Below are 18,611 nucleotides of genomic sequence, written 5' to 3' on the forward strand. Positions count from 1 at the left end.
GGTCACGCATGTGAACGCAGGCGGCCGCGCCGGGCCTTCAGTGCCGCACCCACCACAGCAGGCTCAGGCCGGCCAGCAGCACCAGCCCGCCGAAGCTGCGCAGGGCCGGGCTGGGCAGGTCCAGCAGGCGCTCGGCCATGCGCTTCCAGGCGAACGGCGCGACGAACAGGAACAGGCCTTCCAGCACCGCCACCAGGCAGACGGCGGCAAACAGATCTTTCATGGGGACTCCGGAAAAAGCACGGGGCCCGGCATTTGGCCGGGCCCCGTGGGGTACTGCCCTGCGACCTCAGCGGTCGTTCTTCAGGTACTGCAGGAACGGGTCATTCTTGTCGAGCACGATCACGCCGTTTCCGTCTGTCATGGAGCCACGGTAGGCCTCCAGGCTGCGGTAGAACGCATAGAACGACGGATCGGCCGAGCCGGCCTTGCCGTAGATGCGGGCCGCATCGGCATCGCCTTCACCGCGCAGGCGCTGGGCATCGCGCTCGGCCTCGGCGATCAGCACGGTGCTGTCACGGTCGGCCTGGGCGCGGATGGTCAGCGACTGCTCCTCGCCTTCGGCGCGCAGCTTGGCGGCTTCCTGCTTGCGCTGGGCGCGCATGCGCTCGTACACGTCGTTGATCACCTGGCTGTCGGTCGGCAGGTCCACCTGCTTGATGCGCAGGTCGATCATCTGCATGCCGAGGCCGGCCACCGCTTCGTTGATCCCCTTCAGCTGCTCGGCGATCAGCTCGCTGCGGTCGCCGGACACCAGCTGCTGCAGCGTGCGCGAGTTGATCTGGTTGCGCAGCGAGTCGGTGATGATCGGTGCCAGGCGGGCGTTGGCAATGCGCGGATCGCCGCCGGTGGCACGGAAGTAGTCACCTACGTTGGAGATGTAGCCGATGGCGAAGAAGTCGACGCTGACGTCCTTCTGCTCGGCGGTGAAGTAGCGCGCCGGCGCGGTGTCGAGCACCTGGAAGCGGCGGTCGAAGACCTTCACCGTTTCCACCACCGGCACCTTGAAGTGCAGGCCCGGCTTGATGTCCGAACGCACCACCTTGCCCAGGTTCAGGACCATGGCGGTCTGGTCCTCACGGACCACGTACACCGAGCCGAGCAGGCCCAGCACCACCGCCACGATCACGGCGATCCAGATAGGACTCTTCATCGGCTGCCCTCCTCACGGCCGCTCGGTCGCCCGGTCGGGCGGCCCACCGGCCGGCCCGGATCACGGGAAGCTTCCACCGCTGCACCCGGCAGCGACGGCATCACCACGTCCGGGTTGGCCACTGCGGCCGGGGCCGACGTGCTGGGACGGGTGTCGCCGGTCATCGGCACGTAGATCAGCTGGCGGCCATCGCCACCAATCACCTTGCGGTTCTCGCTCAGCACCTGCTGCACGGTCTCCAGCCACAGGCGCTTGCGGGTCACTTCCGGGGCGTCCTTGTACTGGGCCTGCAACAGGCTGAAGCGCTGCGCGTCACCCTCGGCCTTGGACACCACGGCCTGCTTGTAGCCTTCGGCGGTGGTACGGGCACGCGAGGCCTGGCCTCGGGCTTCCGGCACGACCTTGGCGGCGTAGGCCTGGGCTTCGTTGATCAGGCGTTCCTTGACCTGCTGGGCACCGTTGACCTCGTCGAAGGCCGGTTTCACTTCCTCCGGCGGACGGGCGTCCTGCAGGGTCAGGCCGGTCACGGTCAGACCGGTCTTGAACGCCTTCAGCAGCGCCTGCAGGCGCTCCTCGGCAGCCACGGCCAGCGGGCCACGGTTGTTCAGTACGGCGTTGAGGTCGGCACGGCCGACTTCCTCGCGCACCGCGCTCTGCGCCGACTGTTCCAGCACCTGGTTGGCATCAACGGTGCCGAACAGGTACTGCTGCGGGTCGTCGATGCGGTACTGGACGTTCAGCGAGACGTTGACGATGTTCTCGTCACGGGTCAGCACCGGCACCTGGATCGAGAAGGTCTTGATCTCGGTAGCGTTGACCTTGGTGACCGATTCGATCGGCCACGGCAGCTTGAAGTTCGGGCCGGGCTGCAGGATGCGCGAGAACTGGCCGAAGCGCAGCACCACGCCACGCTGCTGTTCGCCGATCAGCTGGAAGCTGGAGAACAGCACCAGCAATACCACCGCTGCCACCACCCAACGCACGATGCCACCGTCGAACAGGTCCTTCAGCGGCCCGGGCAATCCGCCCCAGCCACCACCATTGCCACCGCCGCGCGACCCGAAGGGCCCGCGTCGATTGTCCTCGGGGCCTTGTCCGCCCTTGTTGCCGCCGGGTGTATTCCAGGCCATGCACGCTCCATCAAGATTTGGGCTGCGGCGCGGGCCCTTCCCGCACCGCCAGCCGTGAAACCATCACCGATCATACAAGATGGGGCGGATCGGCAGGATCGAAAGGGGGGCAACGGGGTAAGGTGGCGTTTTCCTCGAAGTCAGGCAACGCCGATGGCCCCCACCACCCCGTTCACCGCCTTCCGCATCAACAATGACGACGCCGGCTACCGCAGCGGCCTGGCCCAGCTCAGGGTCGACGACCTCAACCCCGGCCAGGTGCTGATCCGCGCCCACTGGTCCTCCGTCAACTACAAGGACGCGCTGGCCGGCACCGGCAAGGGGAAGATCCTGCGCCGCTTCCCGCTGGTGGGTGGCATCGACGTGGCCGGCACCGTCGTGGCCAGCACCGACCCGGACTGGCGTGAAGGCGACGCCGTGCTGGCCACCGGCTGCGGCCTCAGCGAGACCCGCGACGGCGGCTACAGCCAGTACGTGCGGCTGGAGCCGCGGGCGGTGATCGCCCAGCCGGCCGGGCTGACCCCGCGCGAGGCGATGGTGCTGGGCACCGCCGGCTTCACGGCAGCGCTGGCCCTGCTGCGCATGCAGGACAACCGGCAGACCCCGGAGCTCGGCCCGCTGGCGGTCACCGGTGCCAGCGGCGGTGTCGGTGCGCTGGCGCTGTCGATCTTCAGCCGTGCCGGCTACGCCGTGCACGCGGTCAGCGGCAAGCCTGACCAGACCGACTTCCTGCACGCCATCGGCGCCACCGAGGTGCTGCCGCGCGAGGCGCTCTCCGATACCGCCCCGCTGCAGTCGGCCCGCTTCGGCGGGGGCCTCGACAATGCCGGAGGCGACATGCTGGCCAGCCTGCTGGCGCAGACCGTGCCCTACGGCAGCGTGGTCAGTGCTGGCCTGGCAGCCAGCCCGACGCTGGACATGACGGTGATGCCGTTCATCCTGCGCGGCGTCTCGCTGCTCGGCGTGTCTTCGGCCAATGCGCCACGCGGACTGCGTGAGGAAGTCTGGGCGCGGCTGGGCAGTGACTGGAAGCCGCAGCACCTGGAACGCATCTGCACCGCCGAAGTCGGTCTCGATGGTCTTCCCGCCGTATTCGAGCGGATGCTGGCCGGTGGTTCACTGGGACGCACCGTGGTGCGGATCGACTGAACGTCGCAGGCAGGCGACGGACGGCAGACGCGGCCCTCCCGCCGGTAATGGGCCCGCACTACACTGCGGGCATTACATGGGGAACAACATGGCACGCATTCTGATCGTCGACGACTCACCGTCGCAGCTGTTGGGGATACAGCGCATCGTCGAGAAGCTCGGGCACCAGATCCTGACCGCCACCGATGGCGCTGCCGGGGTCGAAACCGCCAAGGCCGAGCTGCCCGACCTGGTCCTGATGGACGTGGTGATGCCCAACCTCAATGGCTTCCAGGCCACCCGCACCCTCGCCCGCGACGAGGCCACCCGGCACATTCCGGTGATCCTGGTGACCACCAAGGACCAGGACACCGACCGCATGTGGGGCATGCGCCAGGGCGCCAAGGCCTACATCACCAAGCCGTTCTCGGAAGACGAACTGTCCGAGGTGCTGGAGCGGGTGTTCGCCGGGCAGGGCTGAGCCGCGCGCGGATGGGTGCCGCCCCTGGTCGGCACGCTCTTGTTTGGTAGGTGCCAACCTTGGTTGGCACGCTTTTGTAGAGTCGAGCCATGCTCGACTCCACATAACCAAAGCCTCAGATCGTCTCGCCGAACGCCTTGGCCAGATTGCGGTAGGCCTTCTTCTGCGCCTCGTCGGTCGCGGCCGGGGCCACGATCTCGATTTCAACGATCTGGTCGCCATCCGGGTTGCCCGGCAGGCCACGGCCGCGCAGGCGCAGCTTGCGGCCGGCATCGGAATCGGCCGGAATCTTCAGCTCCACGGCACCGCCCAGGGTCGGCACGCTGATGCTGGTGCCCAGCGCGGCCTGCCAGGGCGTGAGCGGCAGCGTATAGAGGATGTTGCGGCCATCGACCTCGAACTGTGGGTGGGCGGCGTATTCCACTTCCAGCAGCAGGTTGCCGCCATGGTTGCCCTGCCCTGCCAGGCGGATCACCTGGCCCGGACGGATGCCCTTGGGCACGCGCACGTCCAGCTGCTTGCCGTTGACGGTGATGCGCAGGCTGTCGCCGCTGTAGGCCGCTTCCAGCGGTACCGACAGCTTGGCGCGGGTGTCGCGGTTGGGGGCGTGGCCCTGGCTGCTGAAGCCCGGACCCGGGCCAGCGCCGCCACCGCCACGCTGGCGCGCGAACAGACTCTCGAAGAAGTCGCTGAAGCCGCCATTGGGGCCACCGCCGCCAAACACTTCCTCGAAGTTGAAGCCACCGGCACCGCCGTAGTTCGGCGGCACGTTGAATTCCTCGCCAGGGCGGTAGCCCTGTGCGCGCAGCTGGTCGTAGGCAGCGCGCTTCTCCGGGTCGCGCAGCGCCTCGTAGGCCTCGTTGACCGCCTTGAACTTGTCTTCGGCCCCGGCCTCCTTGCTGACGTCCGGGTGGTACTTGCGTGCCAGCCGACGATAGGCGGTCTTGATCTCCGCCTCGCCCGCGCTCGGTTCCACCCCCAGGGTGGCGTAGTAATCCTTGAATTCCATCCAGCTACCTCGATTCGCTTCGGCTGCGCCGGTGGCGCCGCCCTGGGTTCATTCTACGCGCCGGCGAGGCTACGCCGCCCCTCGTGCGGCCCCGGTGAGGCCGACTGATCCTGCGCAATGCGGCTGCCATCCCCGTGCCCCACGCTGTGGCTGGAAGCCCCTGCCACAACGCCTGAAGATGGGGCCTGCACACCGGGTTTCCAATGTCTTGACGTCCCTGTCCCATCCGGCCCACTAGCCTGCCCCAGCAAGGAGTTCCCCATGACCATCCATGTCGGCGACCGCATTCCGGAAGTGACCCTCAAGCGCATCCGCGAGGGCATCGAAACACTCGATACGCATTCGCTGTTCGATGCGCGCAAGGTGGTGCTGTTCGCCGTGCCCGGCGCGTTCACCCCAACCTGCTCGGCGCGCCACCTGCCCGGCTACGTCGAGAAATTCCAGGCATTCCGCCAGCGCGGCATTGACGTCTACTGCATGGCCGTCAACGACCCGTTCGTGATGAAGGCCTGGGCCGCCGACCAGAGCGTGCCCGACGGCCTGCTGATGCTGTCCGACGGCAACGCCGAGCTGACGCGCGCCTTGGGTTTGGAGCTTGATGCCAGCGCCTCGGGCATGGGCGTCCGTTCGCGCCGCTTCGCCCTGTATGTCGACGACGGCGTAGTCCGAGAGGCCTGGGTTGAACAGCCCGGCCAGTTCGAAGTGTCTTCGGCCGAGTACGTGCTGGAGCATCTTCCCACCTGATTCCCCACCGCAGAAGGAAACGGCCAGCCATGTCCAGCAAGCCAGCCAAAGCCAGCAAGCCCGCCGCAAACGTTCCCGGCATCAGCGACCGCGAGACGCTGCGCGAGCGCGCCCGGCGCAACATCGAAGACGGCGCGATCACCGACAGCTACAGCGCCGACCGCAAGGTGGTGATCAAGCTGCTCAACGACGCCCTGGCTACCGAGTATGTGTGCGTGCTGCGCTACTACCGGCACTACTTCATGGCCAAGGGCATGCTGGCCGACGCGGTCAAGGCCGAATTCCTCGAGCATGCACAGCAGGAACAGGCGCACGCCGGCAAGCTGGCCGAGCGCATCGTCCAGCTCGGCGGCGAGCCGGACTTCAACCCGGATACGCTGACAGCGCGCTCGCATGCCGAATACAAGGAAGGCAGCGACCTGCGCGACATGGTCCGCGAGAACCTGGTGGCCGAACGCATCGCCATCGACAGCTACCGCGAGATGATCAACTTCATCGGCGACCGCGATACCACCACCAAGCGCATTCTTGAAGAGATCCTCGCACAGGAAGAGGAACACGCCGACGAGTTCGCCGACCTGCTGGATGGGTGGATCGGGGAATGATCCGGTCGATGCCCACCTTGGTGCGCGCATCTATCGCGTGCCAACCAACGGTGGCATCTAGCGGAGGACGTTGAACCTTACCTGCGTCCACGCGCCATCGGCCGCCAGCGCGGTCAGGGTGTGCGCGCCCGGCTCGGCGAACTCCCGCTGCATCAACTGCGCGCCGCGGGTCTGCGCGATCCAGCGTCCATCCAGCAACCAGTCCACCGTCTGCTCGCTGCCCAGCGCGCGCAGCTGCAGGCGTACGCCATGTTCCGAATTTGGCGCACGCGCCAGCGTGGCGCCATCGTTGAGCCCGTCGATGTGCAGCGCGACGCTGGCCTCGCGGCCATCATCACGGCAGTCCGGCGACAGCGCCGGCAGCTGCGAGGCTTCGCGCGTGGCCTTGGACAGCCACGGCGACAACAATGCCGGCCAGCGCGCGATCTCGCGCGCGACTTCTTCGTGCGGCAAGCGGCAATCGGCTGACACGCGCAGACCGGTACGCGCGTCGGCAAGGTAGCGCTGCCGACCCGGCTGCCAACGCCGTGCTTCGCGTTCGGGGAAGGTCGGTGGTGCCGCCCCTTCCAGCAGATAGGCGGGCATCAGCCGCTGGCACAGTGCCGCAGGCAGACCCTCGGCACGTTCGCCGGTGGGCCAGCAAACATCCTCCTGGCTGACGCTGGCCGGCATCGGCGCAGCGGCCGAGTCACCGCGCTGTCGCGGCAGGCTGTCCACCACTTCAAACATCAGCGGCAGCGCAGTGACCGCGCCGTACTGGCCCGGCAACGGCGTGCCATCTGGCCGCCCCACCCACACGCCCACGGTGTAGTGGCGGGTACTGCCGATCGCCCACGCATCGCGGTACCCGTAACTGGTGCCGGTCTTCCACGCCACGCGCGGGCGGCCACCGACATCGAACGTACCGACGCTGTACCCCGGGCGCGGGTTCGACTCCAGCATCTCGCGCACGATCCAGCTGGCGCCTGGCGAGGCCAAGCGCCGCTCGATCATCGGCTCGTCGTCGGTGTAACGCACGCGGCCGGCGATGCCGTTGCGGTTCAGCGCAGCGAACGCGCCGACCAGGTCTTCCAGCCGCGCGCCAGTGCCGCCCAGGATCAGCGACAGGTTGGGCGTGCTGCCCGGCGGGAAGCGCAACTGGATGCCGGAGTGAGACAAGCGTGCAGCGAAGCGCGCGGCCCCGACACGCTGCAGCAGATCCACCGAGGGCACGTTGAGCGACAGGCGCAATGCGCTGGAGGCGCCGATCGGTCCATTGAAGGCCATGTCGAAGTTGCCGGGGCGGTAGCTGCCGAAACTCTGCGGCGCATCGACCAATAGGCTTTCCGAATGGATCAGGCCATCGTCCAGCGCCATTGCATACAGGAACGGCTTGAGCGTGGAGCCCGGCGAACGCCAGGCCTGCACCATGTCCACGTGGCCAAGCCGCTGGCGATCACCGAACGCCAGCGTGCCCACATAGGCGCGCGCCTGCAGGGTCTGGTTGTCGACCACCAGCAGGGCGGCCGAGGTGCGCTCGGGCAGCGTCGAGAAATAGCTGGCCACGCGTTCTTCCAGCGTGCGCTGCAGGCCGATGTCGATGCTGCTCCGGATGCGTGCCTGGCCCGGATGCGCCGAATGCAGGCGCTGCGCCAGCAGTGCGGCGTGCAGCGGCGGCCGCAGCGAGCGTGCCACCACGTTCTCGATGCGGGCGTCTTCCACTTCTTCCGCTGTCCACGCACCCAGTTCGGCCATGCGTGACAGCACCTTGTCACGCGCCTTCTGTGCCGCTTCCGGATGGCGGTCCGGGCGCAGCCGGCTTGGCGCCTGCGGCAGCACCGCCAGCAACGCGGCCTCGGCATGCGACAGCTGCGCCGCCGGCTTGCCCAGGTAGGCCCAGCTGGCCGCTTCCACGCCCTCGATGGTGCCGCCGTAGGGCGCGCGCTCCAGGTACAGGGCCAGAATCTGCTGCTTGCTCAGATGCACTTCCAGCTGCACCGCGCGCAGCATCTGCTTGAGCTTTCCCCAGGGCGTACGCGTATGCGGATCGAGGATGCGTGCGACCTGCATGGTCAGGGTCGAGCCACCGGAAACGATGCGACCGCCGCGCAGCAGCTGGCCGCTGGCACGCAGGATCGCCAGCGGGTTGATGCCCGGATGACGCCAGAACCAGCGGTCTTCGTAGGTCAGCAACGCCTGCAGGTACAACGGCGAGACGCTGTCGATCGAAGCCGGATAGCGCCACACGCCCTCGGCATCGGCGAATGCACGCAGCGGCGTGCCGTCGGCGGCCACTACCAGGGTGCTGGTATCACGCTGCTTCGGCAGCGGCGGCGGGAAGGCGAAATCCAGCACCAGCAGCAGCGCCAGCGTGGCGGCCGTACCCCAGCGCAACCACGGCCACAGCGGCCGCAGCCGGCGGCGCAGGGCCGCCAGCCGGGTCTTCATTGCGTCTTTCATTGCGAATTGCCATCAGGACGGGCCGCGCCGTCGCGGCCCGTCCGCGCGGTCACGGCTGTACTACCGTGATCGTGGTCGGGTTGCTGCGGCCAACGCCACGCAGCTGCGGCCGGTACATGTCCTCCACCAGCGGCGGCGGCACCGAGTAGGTTCCCGGGGTCACCGCGCGTACCAGGTAGAACACGTTGGCCTTGCTGCCACGCGAGAGCTTCAGCGCGGCCACGTAGCGGTCGTCGCGGAACTCTTCGTGCTTGGTATCGGCCGCTTCACCGCGATCGCTGATGGTGATGCCATCGACCACCACGTCGGCCCACTGCTTGGCATCGCCCAGGTTGAAGTTCTCGATCTCCAGGCCCGCCGGCAGCAGGTCGGTCAGCAGTGCATCCGGCATCGTGGTGTCAGCGGTGACGGTGACCCGCACGATCAGTGCTTCGCCTTCCTTCAGCGGGCGCGGCGACCACGGCTTGCCATCGGTGCCGTAGTAGCTGCGCTCGACGCCCAGCACGCTGTTGTCCGGCGCCGGTGCGCTGCGCGGGATGCCAGCCACGTCGATGCTGGCGAACATCGGCGGCTGGCCCTGCGGAGTGAAGCGCACGCCACTGGCCAGCTCACTGGCGCTGAAGTTGCGGCCGAACAGTTTGCGCTCGCCGATGGCTTCGGTGTTGCCGCCAATCACCAGTTCACCGGCCACCAGCGCCTTCTGGTTGGCAGCAAGCGCCTTGCCGAGGCGGGCAATCGCCACCTGTTCCTGCGTGCTCAGCCACATCCAGCCGGCGTTGCGTCGCGCATCCAGGCCACGGCCCAGATCGACCGCACGCGCGTCCCAGGCCGGCTTGGCCAGCTTGTTTTCGTGGGTCAGCGCAATCATCAGCGCGTCATCGCGGATGGCGCTGCCGTAGTCGCCGAAGTACGACGGGCGTTCGCTGCTGGACTTGGCGAACGCCGCCGCCAGTGCCGCCTGGCCGCGCTTGGCGTCTCCCTGCAACGACAGCGCCACGCCCAGGTGGACCAGCGACAGGCCACCGACCGCCTTGCTGCGCTCGTTGTCGTACAGCGTGCGCAGGGTACCCAGCGGCGCACGGTTGACCCGGGCCAGCACGTAGCCCGAATACGCCTGGTTGGCGAACTTCAGTTTCTCGCGGTCATCCTGGCCGTAGAACTGGTTGCCGCCGGACAGAAGATCCTCGCTGAGCCGGTTGAGCGCCTTCTGCAGCACGTTGTCGGGCACGCCGAAGCCGGCGTCCTTGGCATCAAGCAGGAACTCGGTGATGTACGGGGTCAGCCACGGATTCACGTAGCCGTCGTCACCCCACATCGAGAAGTTGCCGTTGGCCACCTGCATCGACGCCAGGCGGCCAAACGCACCTTCCATGCGCTCGCGACGGGTCTTGGCATCCAGCCCGTCGGCACCGAGCATCGACGACGTCGCCTGGTCCAGGATCAGCGCGGCGTAGCCCTTGCTGGTGGTCTGCTCGGCACAGCCGTACGGGTAGTTCAACGCGCCCTGCAGCGCGCTGGCGAACGGAATCGGCGGCAGCGGGCTGACCAGCAGCCGTGCGTTCACCGACTCGGACATCAGGCCCTCGGTCAGGCTGTTGTCGAGGCTCACCGCGGCCAACGGATCCAGCGTGCGTACCTGCGAACGCAGCACCTGTGGCCATGCCGCACGCACCGGCAGGTCGTAGCGGCGATCGGCCTTGAAGCCGTTGCCGTCCACCCGCACCCGCACCTTGGCCACGCTGTGGCCTTCGCGTGCCGACAAGGGGAAGCTCAGCGTGGTCTTGGCATCGGCATTCAACTGCACGCTGCGGCTGCCCTCACCCAGGTTCAACGGCCCCTCGCTTTCCACCTTCACGTTGAACTGGCCCGGCTTGCCGGTGAAGTTCTGCACGTCCAGGGTCACGGTGCTGCGGTCGCCCGGGGCCAGCACGCGCGGCATGCTGGCTTCGGCCAGGATCGGCGCGCGCACAATGGTTTCGACGTCGCGCTTGCCGTACTGGTCATCGCTGTAGACCAGCGCCGATACGCGCAGGGTGCCGTTGAAGTCCGGCACCTTCAGGCGGATGCGGGCGGTGCCCTTGGCATCGAGCTGCACCGGGCCGGAGAACAGGTCCACGGTCTGCACGCGCGCAGTCGGGCGCTTGGCCTGTGGCAACGCCTGCAGCGCCATGTCGCCACCGAACTTCAGCTTGCCGGCACCGCCGTCAAAGCTCTCGATCACCCGGCTGTAGATGTCGTAGGCATCGATGCCGAGGCGACGCTGGGCGAAGAAGTGCGCACCGGCGTCGGGCACCGGGAAACGGGTGATGTTGAGGATGCCCACGTCCACCGCCGAGACGGTGACGTGCGCCACCTTGCCGGCCAGCTGCGGTGCGCTGACCGTCACCGGCAGGTCCTGCTCCGGCCGCATCTGCTTGGGCGCGGCCAGGCCGACGGCTACGGTGCGCCCCTTGCGATCCATCGGCACATGCACCACGCCCACGGCACGGGCCGGAGTGATCTTGCTCGGCGCGCTGCCGCCGCGGAACACCAGTGCGGTGATGTAGACGTCGTGGCGCTCCCAATTGGCGGTGACCGGAATCTTGAAGGTCGAACCCGGCTTGGCCTCGATGTCCTGCACGTACAGCATGCGGTCGGTCTCGACCATCAGGATGCCCTTGCCGGCATGCGGCGGGGTCACCGTCACTTCCAGGGTGTCACCGGCCTTGTAGCCGGTCTTGTCCAGGCCCAGCTTGACCTTGTCAGGACGCGCGTCCAGGCCGCGGTTGTCATCGCCCCAACTCCAGCCGGCGCGGAACGGGTAACGGCTGGTCAGGCCGGTGGACGGATCGAACACGTCCACCCGGTACTCGCCCCACTCCACCGGGAAATCGAAGGCGACCGCGCTGCTGCCGGCATCGACGGTGCGCGTTTCCTTGTTCTCGAAGCGGCGGGTGAAGTCATAGTCCCAGCGGTTGTCGTTGAAGGTCCAGTGGTAGTCGCGCAGTTCGCGCACCAGGGTGATCTTCAGGCCCTTGGCCGGCTGCGGCGTGCCGGCGGCATCCACGCGCATCAGCTCGAAGCGCGCATTGCCGTTGGAATCGGCACCGTCCTCGGGGTTGAACAGCGGGCGTACACCGACCAGGGCGTTGGCCGGCCACATCACCCGCTTCAGGGTACGGGTGACCGTTCGGCCACCGGTTTCATACAGGCTGCCGGACAGCACCACGGCGATTGGTGCCTTGGCCTTGGCTGCCTCTTCCGGCAACGCCACATCCTCACGCAGCTGGCCATTGCCCGGCAGCGTGGTGTCGATCACGTCCTTGGCCTCGCGCGGCAGCTGCAGGGTCGGGTCACCAAAGAAATAGCCTGGCAGCCCCTCCACCGGCTTCTGTTCGGCGGCGACCGCCATGCGTGCGGTGAAGCGGTTGCCATCGGCCGGCGCACCATACAGGTAGGCACCATTGGCCTGCAGGCGCAGATCCTCGCCCGGCTTCAGCGTCTTCTGCGCGCTGTCCAGGTCCAGCTTCATGCGCTCGGGCAGGAACTCCTCGATGCGCAGGGTCATGCCCTGGATCGCTTCCTTGCTGGCAGGGTCGGTGCGGAACTCGACCTGCCAGCGCCCGGTCGGCGCCTCGGCAGGAATGACCTGCTCGAAGTTGATGTAACCCTGGTCGCCCGGCTGCAGGCGTGTCTCGCGGAAGGTCTTGCCGTCGGGCTGCTTCAGGCGCAGGAACACCGGCTGTGCCTTGACCGGCTTGCCGTCGTTGTCGCGCAGCAGCGCGGACAGGCGCACGGTCTCGCCCGGTCGGTACAGGTCGCGGCCGGACCAGGCGTAGACATCGAACCAGGCGTTGTCACGGCCAGCCACGGCGAACTCGCTCAGGTCCAGCGCCGGCTGGTTGAACGGCAGGAAGCTGGTGTCCTTGCCACTGCTGGCGACCAGCACGTGGGTGGCGTCCAGGGTGTAGTTCAGCAGCGCATTGCCGTTGCCGTCGGTGCTGCCCTTCAGCACCATCTCGCCCTTGGCATCGAGCACGCGCAGATCGATGCCCTTCAGCGGCGCGCCGTCCTTGAGGCCGGCGGTGTGCACGAACAGCTTGTCCTTGTAGGCACGGGTATGCAGGCCGATGTCGCTGACCGAGAAGAACGCGGTATCGAACTCGCCCTCGTAGTCACCGGTGCGCTTGAGCAGGGCGAAGTACAGGCCCGGCTCCTGCAGTTCCTTGATGTCCTGTGTCGGCAGGTAGGTCAGCACCCGCTCGTTCTTCTTGCCGCCCAGGATGAAGCGGTTGACGTAGACCGGCTCGGCCAGCTTGTTGATCGGGCTGCGCTCGTAGTCGCTGCTCAGCTCCCAGCTGCCACGGCGGCCGCCGCGCTGGTACTGGCTGAAGAAGGTCGGCAGGTCCTTCTCGCGCACGCGCAGGAACTCGACATCGACCTCCGGCACGTTCACCGAGACCACCGGCAGGCCGCGGCTGTCCTTGGCCGGCAGCACGCTGCCCTGCGAGGCGAAGCCAACCACCGGCTTCAGCTCGCCGCTGAACACCTTCTGCTTCAGCTCCTTGCCCAGGCGGCTGCCATCGGCGGCGAGCAGGTCCGGCGAGACCACCAGGCTGAACTCCTTGCCGGCCTCGACGAACGGGTAGCGCAGGGTCAGGCCGTCATCGGACAGGGTCCAGCTGCTGTCGTCGGTGCCGACCTTCTCTTCGAAGCGCACCAATTTGTCGAAGTCCTGGGTGCCGACCAGCGGGCGCGAGAACTCCAGCGCCAGCGACAGGCCCTCACTCTTCTGGTCCGGATAGGCGCGCAGCAGGGTGAAGTCCTTCACCTGCTCGGCCTTGGTGGCGATGGCTTCGCCGCTGGCCTTGGGCAGCTGCCCGTTGTCATTGCGACAACCGGCCAGACCCAGCAACAGGCCTCCTGCCAGTACAGCCGCCGCCCAACCCCACCGCTTCCGCCGTGCCGGACCGCTCATGTCGTCACTCCTTGATCGAGGCAGACATTATAGGCGCGCCGCGTCAAGGTGTTGACGCCCCGGCGGTCGGAAAGCGGGGCCAAGGGTAGCGCCGGGCCATGCCCGGCGGGATCGGCGTCGCCAGACGGGTACCCGGGTGGCGCCCCGGGCGCGGCGCTGCCCACACATCAACAGCCCACCAACCCGCGCGGCGCCCCTGCACACGAAGCCAAAACCGTCCACCAGTGTCGGAGATAACCCCCAATCCACCCACTGCCGACCCACCTTCAATCATCGCTGTAGCATCGAGCGTCCGCCCAACTTATAAAGGCAACCCGACGTGACAAGAGAGCGCTTGCTCCACGATCCGACGACCGGAAAGATCTGGGGCACCCGTTGTGAAGGTGCGATTGTGGAAGTGACGTCCGGCAACGCTGCCAAGCCGAAAGTGCAGCCGAAGGAGTTCCCAGGGCCAGACGAAGCCGTTGCATGGGCAGTCAAGCAGGAATGGTCGCGGCTGAAGAAGGGCTTCGTACTGGTGAATCCTGCCGCTGAAGCAGGGCAACCGAGCATGCAGAGGTACATCGGCGGCGGCTATACAGGGGCCCTGATGATTGCCGGCTGCGCTGGCAGAGTAGTGACCAACCGGCATCAGGATGAGGATGCGTCTGGTGCAGCAACCGACATGCTGGTGCTCGTTGGTGACGATGCCAGGACACTCCATGAGTGGCGCCCCGGCAAAACCGATCTTGCATGGTCAGCACTCCCTGCGAATGACGGCACCGGCTTCCTGATCCGATTCCACTCCGGCATCTACCTTTGGCCATCTGATGGCAGTCCTGCCCAGCGGATCAGTGATGCAACGGTAATGTCATCGCCGTTCCTGACAACGTCCAACGGGCACGTCGCGTGGCATGATAGCGATCATGTAACGGTCATGAGACTCGCCAATAGGCAGCGCGTACTGCAGTTGACACGTACCCCCGCGATGGTGGGCGGGCATTCGAGGCAGATGATGGGCGCGCTCTCCCCGAATGCCGCAATGCTTGCCTGCTGCGCCACTCCCGGTGAGATCGAGTACATCGATATCGCTCAGGCGGAAACTGTCCGCCGACATCGAAGTGATTTTGAAATGATCACCAAGATGGAGTGGAGCCCCGATGGGCGCTGGCTGCTGGCGTTGGAACAATATGGAAAATGGCGCTTGCTGTGCCTGGATACGGCAACAGGGGCGTGTCCTTCCGGCTGGCCGAATTTCGCTGACATGACACGAGCCGACTTTGCGCTGGACGCCGACGGTAAGCGACTGGCCATCCTGCGCCGTGGACAGATCATCCTCCATGACTTCGCGGACATGAGGGAAATTCGAAGCTTTGCGATAGATCATGTGGTACGTACCGCGCATATCGCATGGACGGGAGACAACGCCATCTCGGTACGGACCGACTATGGATGCCTTTCCACATACGTGATCTGATCCGGCGCACACAATGGTAGATGCCAGCCTTGGTTGGCGCTCCTGACGCCAACCAAGGCTGGCATCTACCAGAGCCCCTACCCCGGCAGATACAGGTCCACGTAGTCCGTCACCGGCATCGCGGCCAGCGCCACCGGGTCCAGCGAGGCCGCCAGGATGCGCTGCTGCTGGCCGGTCGGGAACCGGTGCGCGAGGTGCCGGCGGAACTTGTCCATCAGCAGCGGAATACCCTCCTGCCGGCGCCGCGCGTGGCCGAGCGGGTACTCCACCAGTACCTCCGGCAGTCCGTTGCCATCGGTGAAGCGCACGGTCAGCCCGTTGGCGATACTGCGCTTGTCCGGGTCCAGATAGTCCGCGCTGAGCTGCGGGTCTTCCCAGCAGGCCATCTTCGCCCGCAGCGCGTCGATGCGCGGGTCGGCGGCCATGTCGTCCTCGTAGTCCTCGGCCACCAGCCGCCCGTGCAGCAGCGCGATGGCCACCATGTACTGCACGCAGTGATCGCGGTCGGCCGGATTATGCAGCGGCCCCTGCTTGTCGATGATGCGGATGCAGGCTTCCTGGGTGCGGATGTCGATGTGCGCGATGTCCTCGACCCGCCGCCCCGCAGCACGCAGCTGCTGGTGCAGCGTGATCGCCGCCTCCACGGCCGTCTGGCCGTGGAACTCGGCCGGGTAGCTGATCTTGAACAGCACGTTCTCCATCACATAGCTGCCCAGCGGTCGCCCCAGCGTCAGTGCCTGGCCGTGCATGGATACCGCCTCGAAACCCCAGACCGGTGCGCTGAGCGCGCTGGGGTAGCCCATCTCGCCGCTGGCTGCCATCAGCGCCAGGCGCACGCCACGGCTGGTGGCATCGCCGGCGGCCCAGCTCTTGCGCGAGCCGGTGTTGGGTGCGTGCCTGTAGGTGCGCAGCGACTGGCCATCGACCCAGGCCAACGACAGCGCATTGAGCATGCGCTCGCGGTCCAGCCCGAGCAGTTGGGCGACCACCGCAGTGGTGGCGACCTTGACCAACACCACGTGGTCCAGCCCGACGCGGTTGAAGGAATTCTGAAGGGCCAGCACGCCCTGGATCTCGTGCGCCTTGATCATCGCCAGCAGAACATCGTGCATGGTCGGCGGCGGACGACGCAGGGCCTGCGCATTGCGGCCCAGCCAATCGCAGACGGCGAGGATGCCGCCGAGATTGTCGGAAGGATGGCCCCATTCAGCGGCCAGCCAGGTGTCGTTGAAATCCAGCCAGCGCACCATTGCGCCCAGGTTGAAGGCCGCCTGCACCGGATCCAGCACGTAGTGCGTACCCGGCACGCGCGCCCCGTTGACCACGCTGATGCCCGGCACCAGTGGCCCAAGCAGCTTGCTGCAGGCCGGGAAAGACAGTGCCTCCAGGCCGCAGCCCAGGGTATCGAGCAGGCAGTGGTGTGCGGTCTGGAACGCCAGCGGTGAGTCGATGCGGGCGTCGCGTACGTAATCGACGATGTCAACCAGCAGCGCATCCCACGCTGCACGCTCGTTGGATGGGGTGTGACTGTCGGACATCGTCGATCTCCTCGTTGCGGTGCACGGTTGCCCGTGCACCCTGCCAACCAAGGTTGGCATCTACCAAAGCAATCGGTCTCTGCGGCCCGGTAGTCGCCAACCTTGGTTGGCGTTTACCAACGCATCACTCGGCCGGTACCCGCACCCTGCCTTCCATCAGCACGCGGGCGCTGCGGCTCATGATGGCCTTGGTCACTGTCCACTGGCCGTCAACGAGTGCCGCCTGCGCACCCACGCGCAACGTGCCGGACGGATGGCCGAACGTCACCGCTTCACGTTCGCCGCCGCCGGCGGCGCGATTGACCAGCGTGCCCGGGATCGCCGCCGCGGTACCGATCGCCACGGCTGCGGTACCCATCATCGCGTGATGCAGCTTACCCATCGACAACGCGCGCGCATGCAGATCGATGGCCGATGCCGGAATCGCCTTGCCACTGGACGAGACGTAGTCCTGTGCCGGTGCAACGAACGCCACCTTGGGCGTGTGCTGGCGTGTCGCCGCGTCTTCCAGGTTCCTGATCAGACCCATGCGCAAGGCGCCATAGGCGCGAATCTTCTCGAAGCGCTCCAGCGCTCCCTTGTCCTCGTTGATCGCCGGTTGCAGCTCGATACCGGTGTAGCCCAGGTCGGCGGCGTTGAGGAAGATCGTCGGAATGCCGGCGGTGATCATGGTTACCTCGAAGGCGCCGACGCCGGGCACCTCCAGGGTATCGACCAGGTTGCCGGTCGGGAACATCGCGCCTGCATCGCCGTCATCGGACGGATCGATGAATTCCAGCTGGATCTCGGCCGCCGGGAAGGTCACGCCATCCAGCTCGAAATCGCCGATCTCCTGCACTTCGCCATCGCGCATCGGCACGTGGGCGATGATGGTCTTGCCGATGTTGGCCTGCCAGATGCGCACGGTGCACACGCCATCGCGCGGTACGCGGGTCGGATCGATCAGCCCATTGGCGATCGCGAACGGACCTACTGCAGTACTGAGGTTGCCGCAGTTGCCGCTCCAATCGACGAAGGCGGTGTCGATCGAGACCTGCCCGTACAGGTAGTCCACATCGTGGTCAGGCACCGAGGCGGTGGAAATGATCACGCACTTGCTGGTGCTGGAGGTGGCGCCGCCCATGCCGTCGGTCTGCTTGCCATACGGATCGGGCGAGCCGATCACGCGCATCAGCAGCGCATCGCGCGCGGCGCCCGGCACCTGCGCGGCCTCGGGAAGATCCTGCAGGCGGAAGAACACGCCCTTGCTGGTGCCGCCGCGCATGTAGGTGGCGGGAATACGGAGTTGCGGGAGGAAGGTCATGGATCAATATCCTGGATGCGACGAACCAATATCGGGGTTGAGTCCCTCGTCTTCGAACAATGCTTCCATGCCCCGCGAAGCATTCCAGACGCGCACAATGGAAATGTGCGCAGGTAGCTCAACGTAGTAGATCAGGTAGCCGTCGAAGCGACGAACCGGATGAAAGCGCAACGGGGCAGCGAGGGATGGCAACAAGTCCGCATGCAGTGCGGAACCGGCACCAGGGTGCGCTTCCAGAAGCTTCACAACGGATTCCACCGCATCGATGAAGCCGATTTCCAATGCCTCTCCGCCACGATCCCCATACCAGGTTGCGGCCTGGTCAAGATCTCGAACCGCTGCGGGGGACCAGTGCGAGGGCTTCACTTGCGATTCCGTGCACGCTCACGGAGCTTGTCAAAGTGATCCGGCGCCAGAGGCGCCGAAGGACCAGAGGCCAGCCCCTCGGCAATCAGCTGCTTGAGCAGTTCCTCGGCCTTGCTGCGCTGGCGCTGGCGGATCAGGTCACGCACGTAGTCCGACGTACTGGAGTAGCCGCCTTCACGCACTTCCTCGTCCACGAACTGCTTGAGCGGGTCGGTCAGCGAAATGTTCATGGTGGCCATGAGACTCTCCATTGGCAGTTTTTGCCAAGTCAGTGTGCGCCCTGCCCGGGTGTCGGACAAGCC

At 66.6% G+C, this 18,611-nt stretch carries 15 protein-coding genes; 5 read left to right on the forward strand and 10 right to left on the reverse strand.

Going from position 1 to position 18,611, the window contains the following annotated elements; genetic code table 11:
• Window positions 1-37 precede the first annotated feature (37 nt).
• From FQS62_RS16700 to hflK, 3 genes are all read right to left on the reverse strand, one after another.
• On the reverse strand, window positions 38-223 hold the full coding sequence (locus FQS62_RS16700; protein WP_005414170.1) for a DUF2065 domain-containing protein: 186 nt from the start codon (window positions 221-223) through the stop codon (window positions 38-40).
• Window positions 224-289: 66 nt separating this feature from the next.
• On the reverse strand, window positions 290-1,153 hold the full coding sequence (locus FQS62_RS16705; RefSeq protein WP_010482785.1) for a protease modulator HflC: 864 nt from the start codon (window positions 1,151-1,153) through the stop codon (window positions 290-292).
• On the reverse strand, window positions 1,150-2,283 hold the full coding sequence (gene hflK / locus FQS62_RS16710; protein ID WP_057493463.1) for an FtsH protease activity modulator HflK: 1,134 nt from the start codon (window positions 2,281-2,283) through the stop codon (window positions 1,150-1,152). The genes FQS62_RS16705 and hflK overlap by 4 nt, the downstream gene beginning before the upstream one ends.
• Before the next feature lie 153 nt (window positions 2,284-2,436).
• On the opposite strand from hflK, the gene FQS62_RS16715 reads away from it, so the two are divergent.
• Complete coding sequence (locus FQS62_RS16715) at window positions 2,437-3,432, forward strand: YhdH/YhfP family quinone oxidoreductase (protein WP_208043554.1); 996 nt, start codon at window positions 2,437-2,439, stop codon at window positions 3,430-3,432.
• 88 nt (window positions 3,433-3,520) lie between these two features.
• Window positions 3,521-3,892 (forward strand): twitching motility response regulator PilH, encoded by a 372-nt coding sequence (pilH, locus tag FQS62_RS16720; protein ID WP_005410644.1) that lies wholly within the window; start codon window positions 3,521-3,523, stop codon window positions 3,890-3,892.
• Window positions 3,893-4,007: 115 nt separating this feature from the next.
• Here pilH and FQS62_RS16725 read toward each other — a convergent pair whose 3' ends face one another.
• On the reverse strand, window positions 4,008-4,901 hold the full coding sequence (locus FQS62_RS16725) for a DnaJ C-terminal domain-containing protein (protein WP_049444715.1): 894 nt from the start codon (window positions 4,899-4,901) through the stop codon (window positions 4,008-4,010).
• 261 nt (window positions 4,902-5,162) lie between these two features.
• Between FQS62_RS16725 and FQS62_RS16730 the strand changes: the two genes are divergently transcribed.
• A complete protein-coding gene (locus FQS62_RS16730) occupies window positions 5,163-5,645 on the forward strand; it encodes a peroxiredoxin (RefSeq protein ID WP_049444717.1) in 483 nt (160 codons plus the stop codon).
• 29 nt (window positions 5,646-5,674) lie between these two features.
• Window positions 5,675-6,250, forward strand: coding sequence for a ferritin-like domain-containing protein (locus FQS62_RS16735; protein ID WP_057499874.1), 576 nt, complete (start codon window positions 5,675-5,677; stop codon window positions 6,248-6,250).
• Between the two features lie 57 nt (window positions 6,251-6,307).
• Here the strand turns inward: FQS62_RS16735 and pbpC are convergent, their stop codons facing one another.
• Together pbpC and FQS62_RS16745 are read right to left on the reverse strand one after the other, a co-directional pair.
• On the reverse strand, window positions 6,308-8,689 hold the full coding sequence (pbpC, locus tag FQS62_RS16740; RefSeq protein ID WP_107380058.1) for a penicillin-binding protein 1C: 2,382 nt from the start codon (window positions 8,687-8,689) through the stop codon (window positions 6,308-6,310).
• Between the two features lie 49 nt (window positions 8,690-8,738).
• A complete protein-coding gene (locus FQS62_RS16745) occupies window positions 8,739-13,646 on the reverse strand; it encodes an alpha-2-macroglobulin family protein (protein ID WP_208043555.1) in 4,908 nt (1,635 codons plus the stop codon).
• Between the two features lie 334 nt (window positions 13,647-13,980).
• Between FQS62_RS16745 and FQS62_RS16750 the strand changes: the two genes are divergently transcribed.
• Window positions 13,981-15,102, forward strand: a complete 1,122-nt coding sequence (locus tag FQS62_RS16750; protein WP_208043556.1) for a WD40 repeat domain-containing protein — start codon at window positions 13,981-13,983, stop codon at window positions 15,100-15,102.
• A 77-nt stretch (window positions 15,103-15,179) separates the two neighbouring features.
• Here FQS62_RS16750 and FQS62_RS16755 read toward each other — a convergent pair whose 3' ends face one another.
• The 4 genes from FQS62_RS16755 to FQS62_RS16770 all read right to left on the reverse strand — a co-directional run bounded on the left by FQS62_RS16755 (window position 15,180) and on the right by FQS62_RS16770 (window position 18,548).
• Window positions 15,180-16,640: a bifunctional 2-methylcitrate dehydratase/aconitate hydratase gene (locus FQS62_RS16755; protein ID WP_088479620.1), complete on the reverse strand. Its 1,461-nt coding sequence runs from the start codon at window positions 16,638-16,640 to the stop codon at window positions 15,180-15,182.
• 124 nt (window positions 16,641-16,764) lie between these two features.
• Entirely contained in the window at window positions 16,765-17,943 is a 1,179-nt protein-coding gene (gene prpF / locus FQS62_RS16760; protein ID WP_208043557.1) for a 2-methylaconitate cis-trans isomerase PrpF, read from the reverse strand.
• A gap of 3 nt (window positions 17,944-17,946) precedes the next feature.
• Window positions 17,947-18,309 (reverse strand): type II toxin-antitoxin system RelE/ParE family toxin, encoded by a 363-nt coding sequence (locus FQS62_RS16765; protein ID WP_208043558.1) that lies wholly within the window; start codon window positions 18,307-18,309, stop codon window positions 17,947-17,949.
• Window positions 18,306-18,548 carry a type II toxin-antitoxin system ParD family antitoxin gene (locus tag FQS62_RS16770; protein ID WP_005410653.1) on the reverse strand — a complete coding sequence of 81 codons (243 nt, stop codon included), beginning with the start codon at window positions 18,546-18,548 and terminating at the stop codon, window positions 18,306-18,308. Before FQS62_RS16770 ends, FQS62_RS16765 begins: the two co-directional genes overlap by 4 nt.
• Window positions 18,549-18,611: the final 63 nt, after the last annotated feature.

The organism is Stenotrophomonas sp. SBJS02 (genome assembly GCF_020428325.2).
GTDB classification, from domain to species: Bacteria; Pseudomonadota; Gammaproteobacteria; order Xanthomonadales; family Xanthomonadaceae; genus Stenotrophomonas; species Stenotrophomonas africana.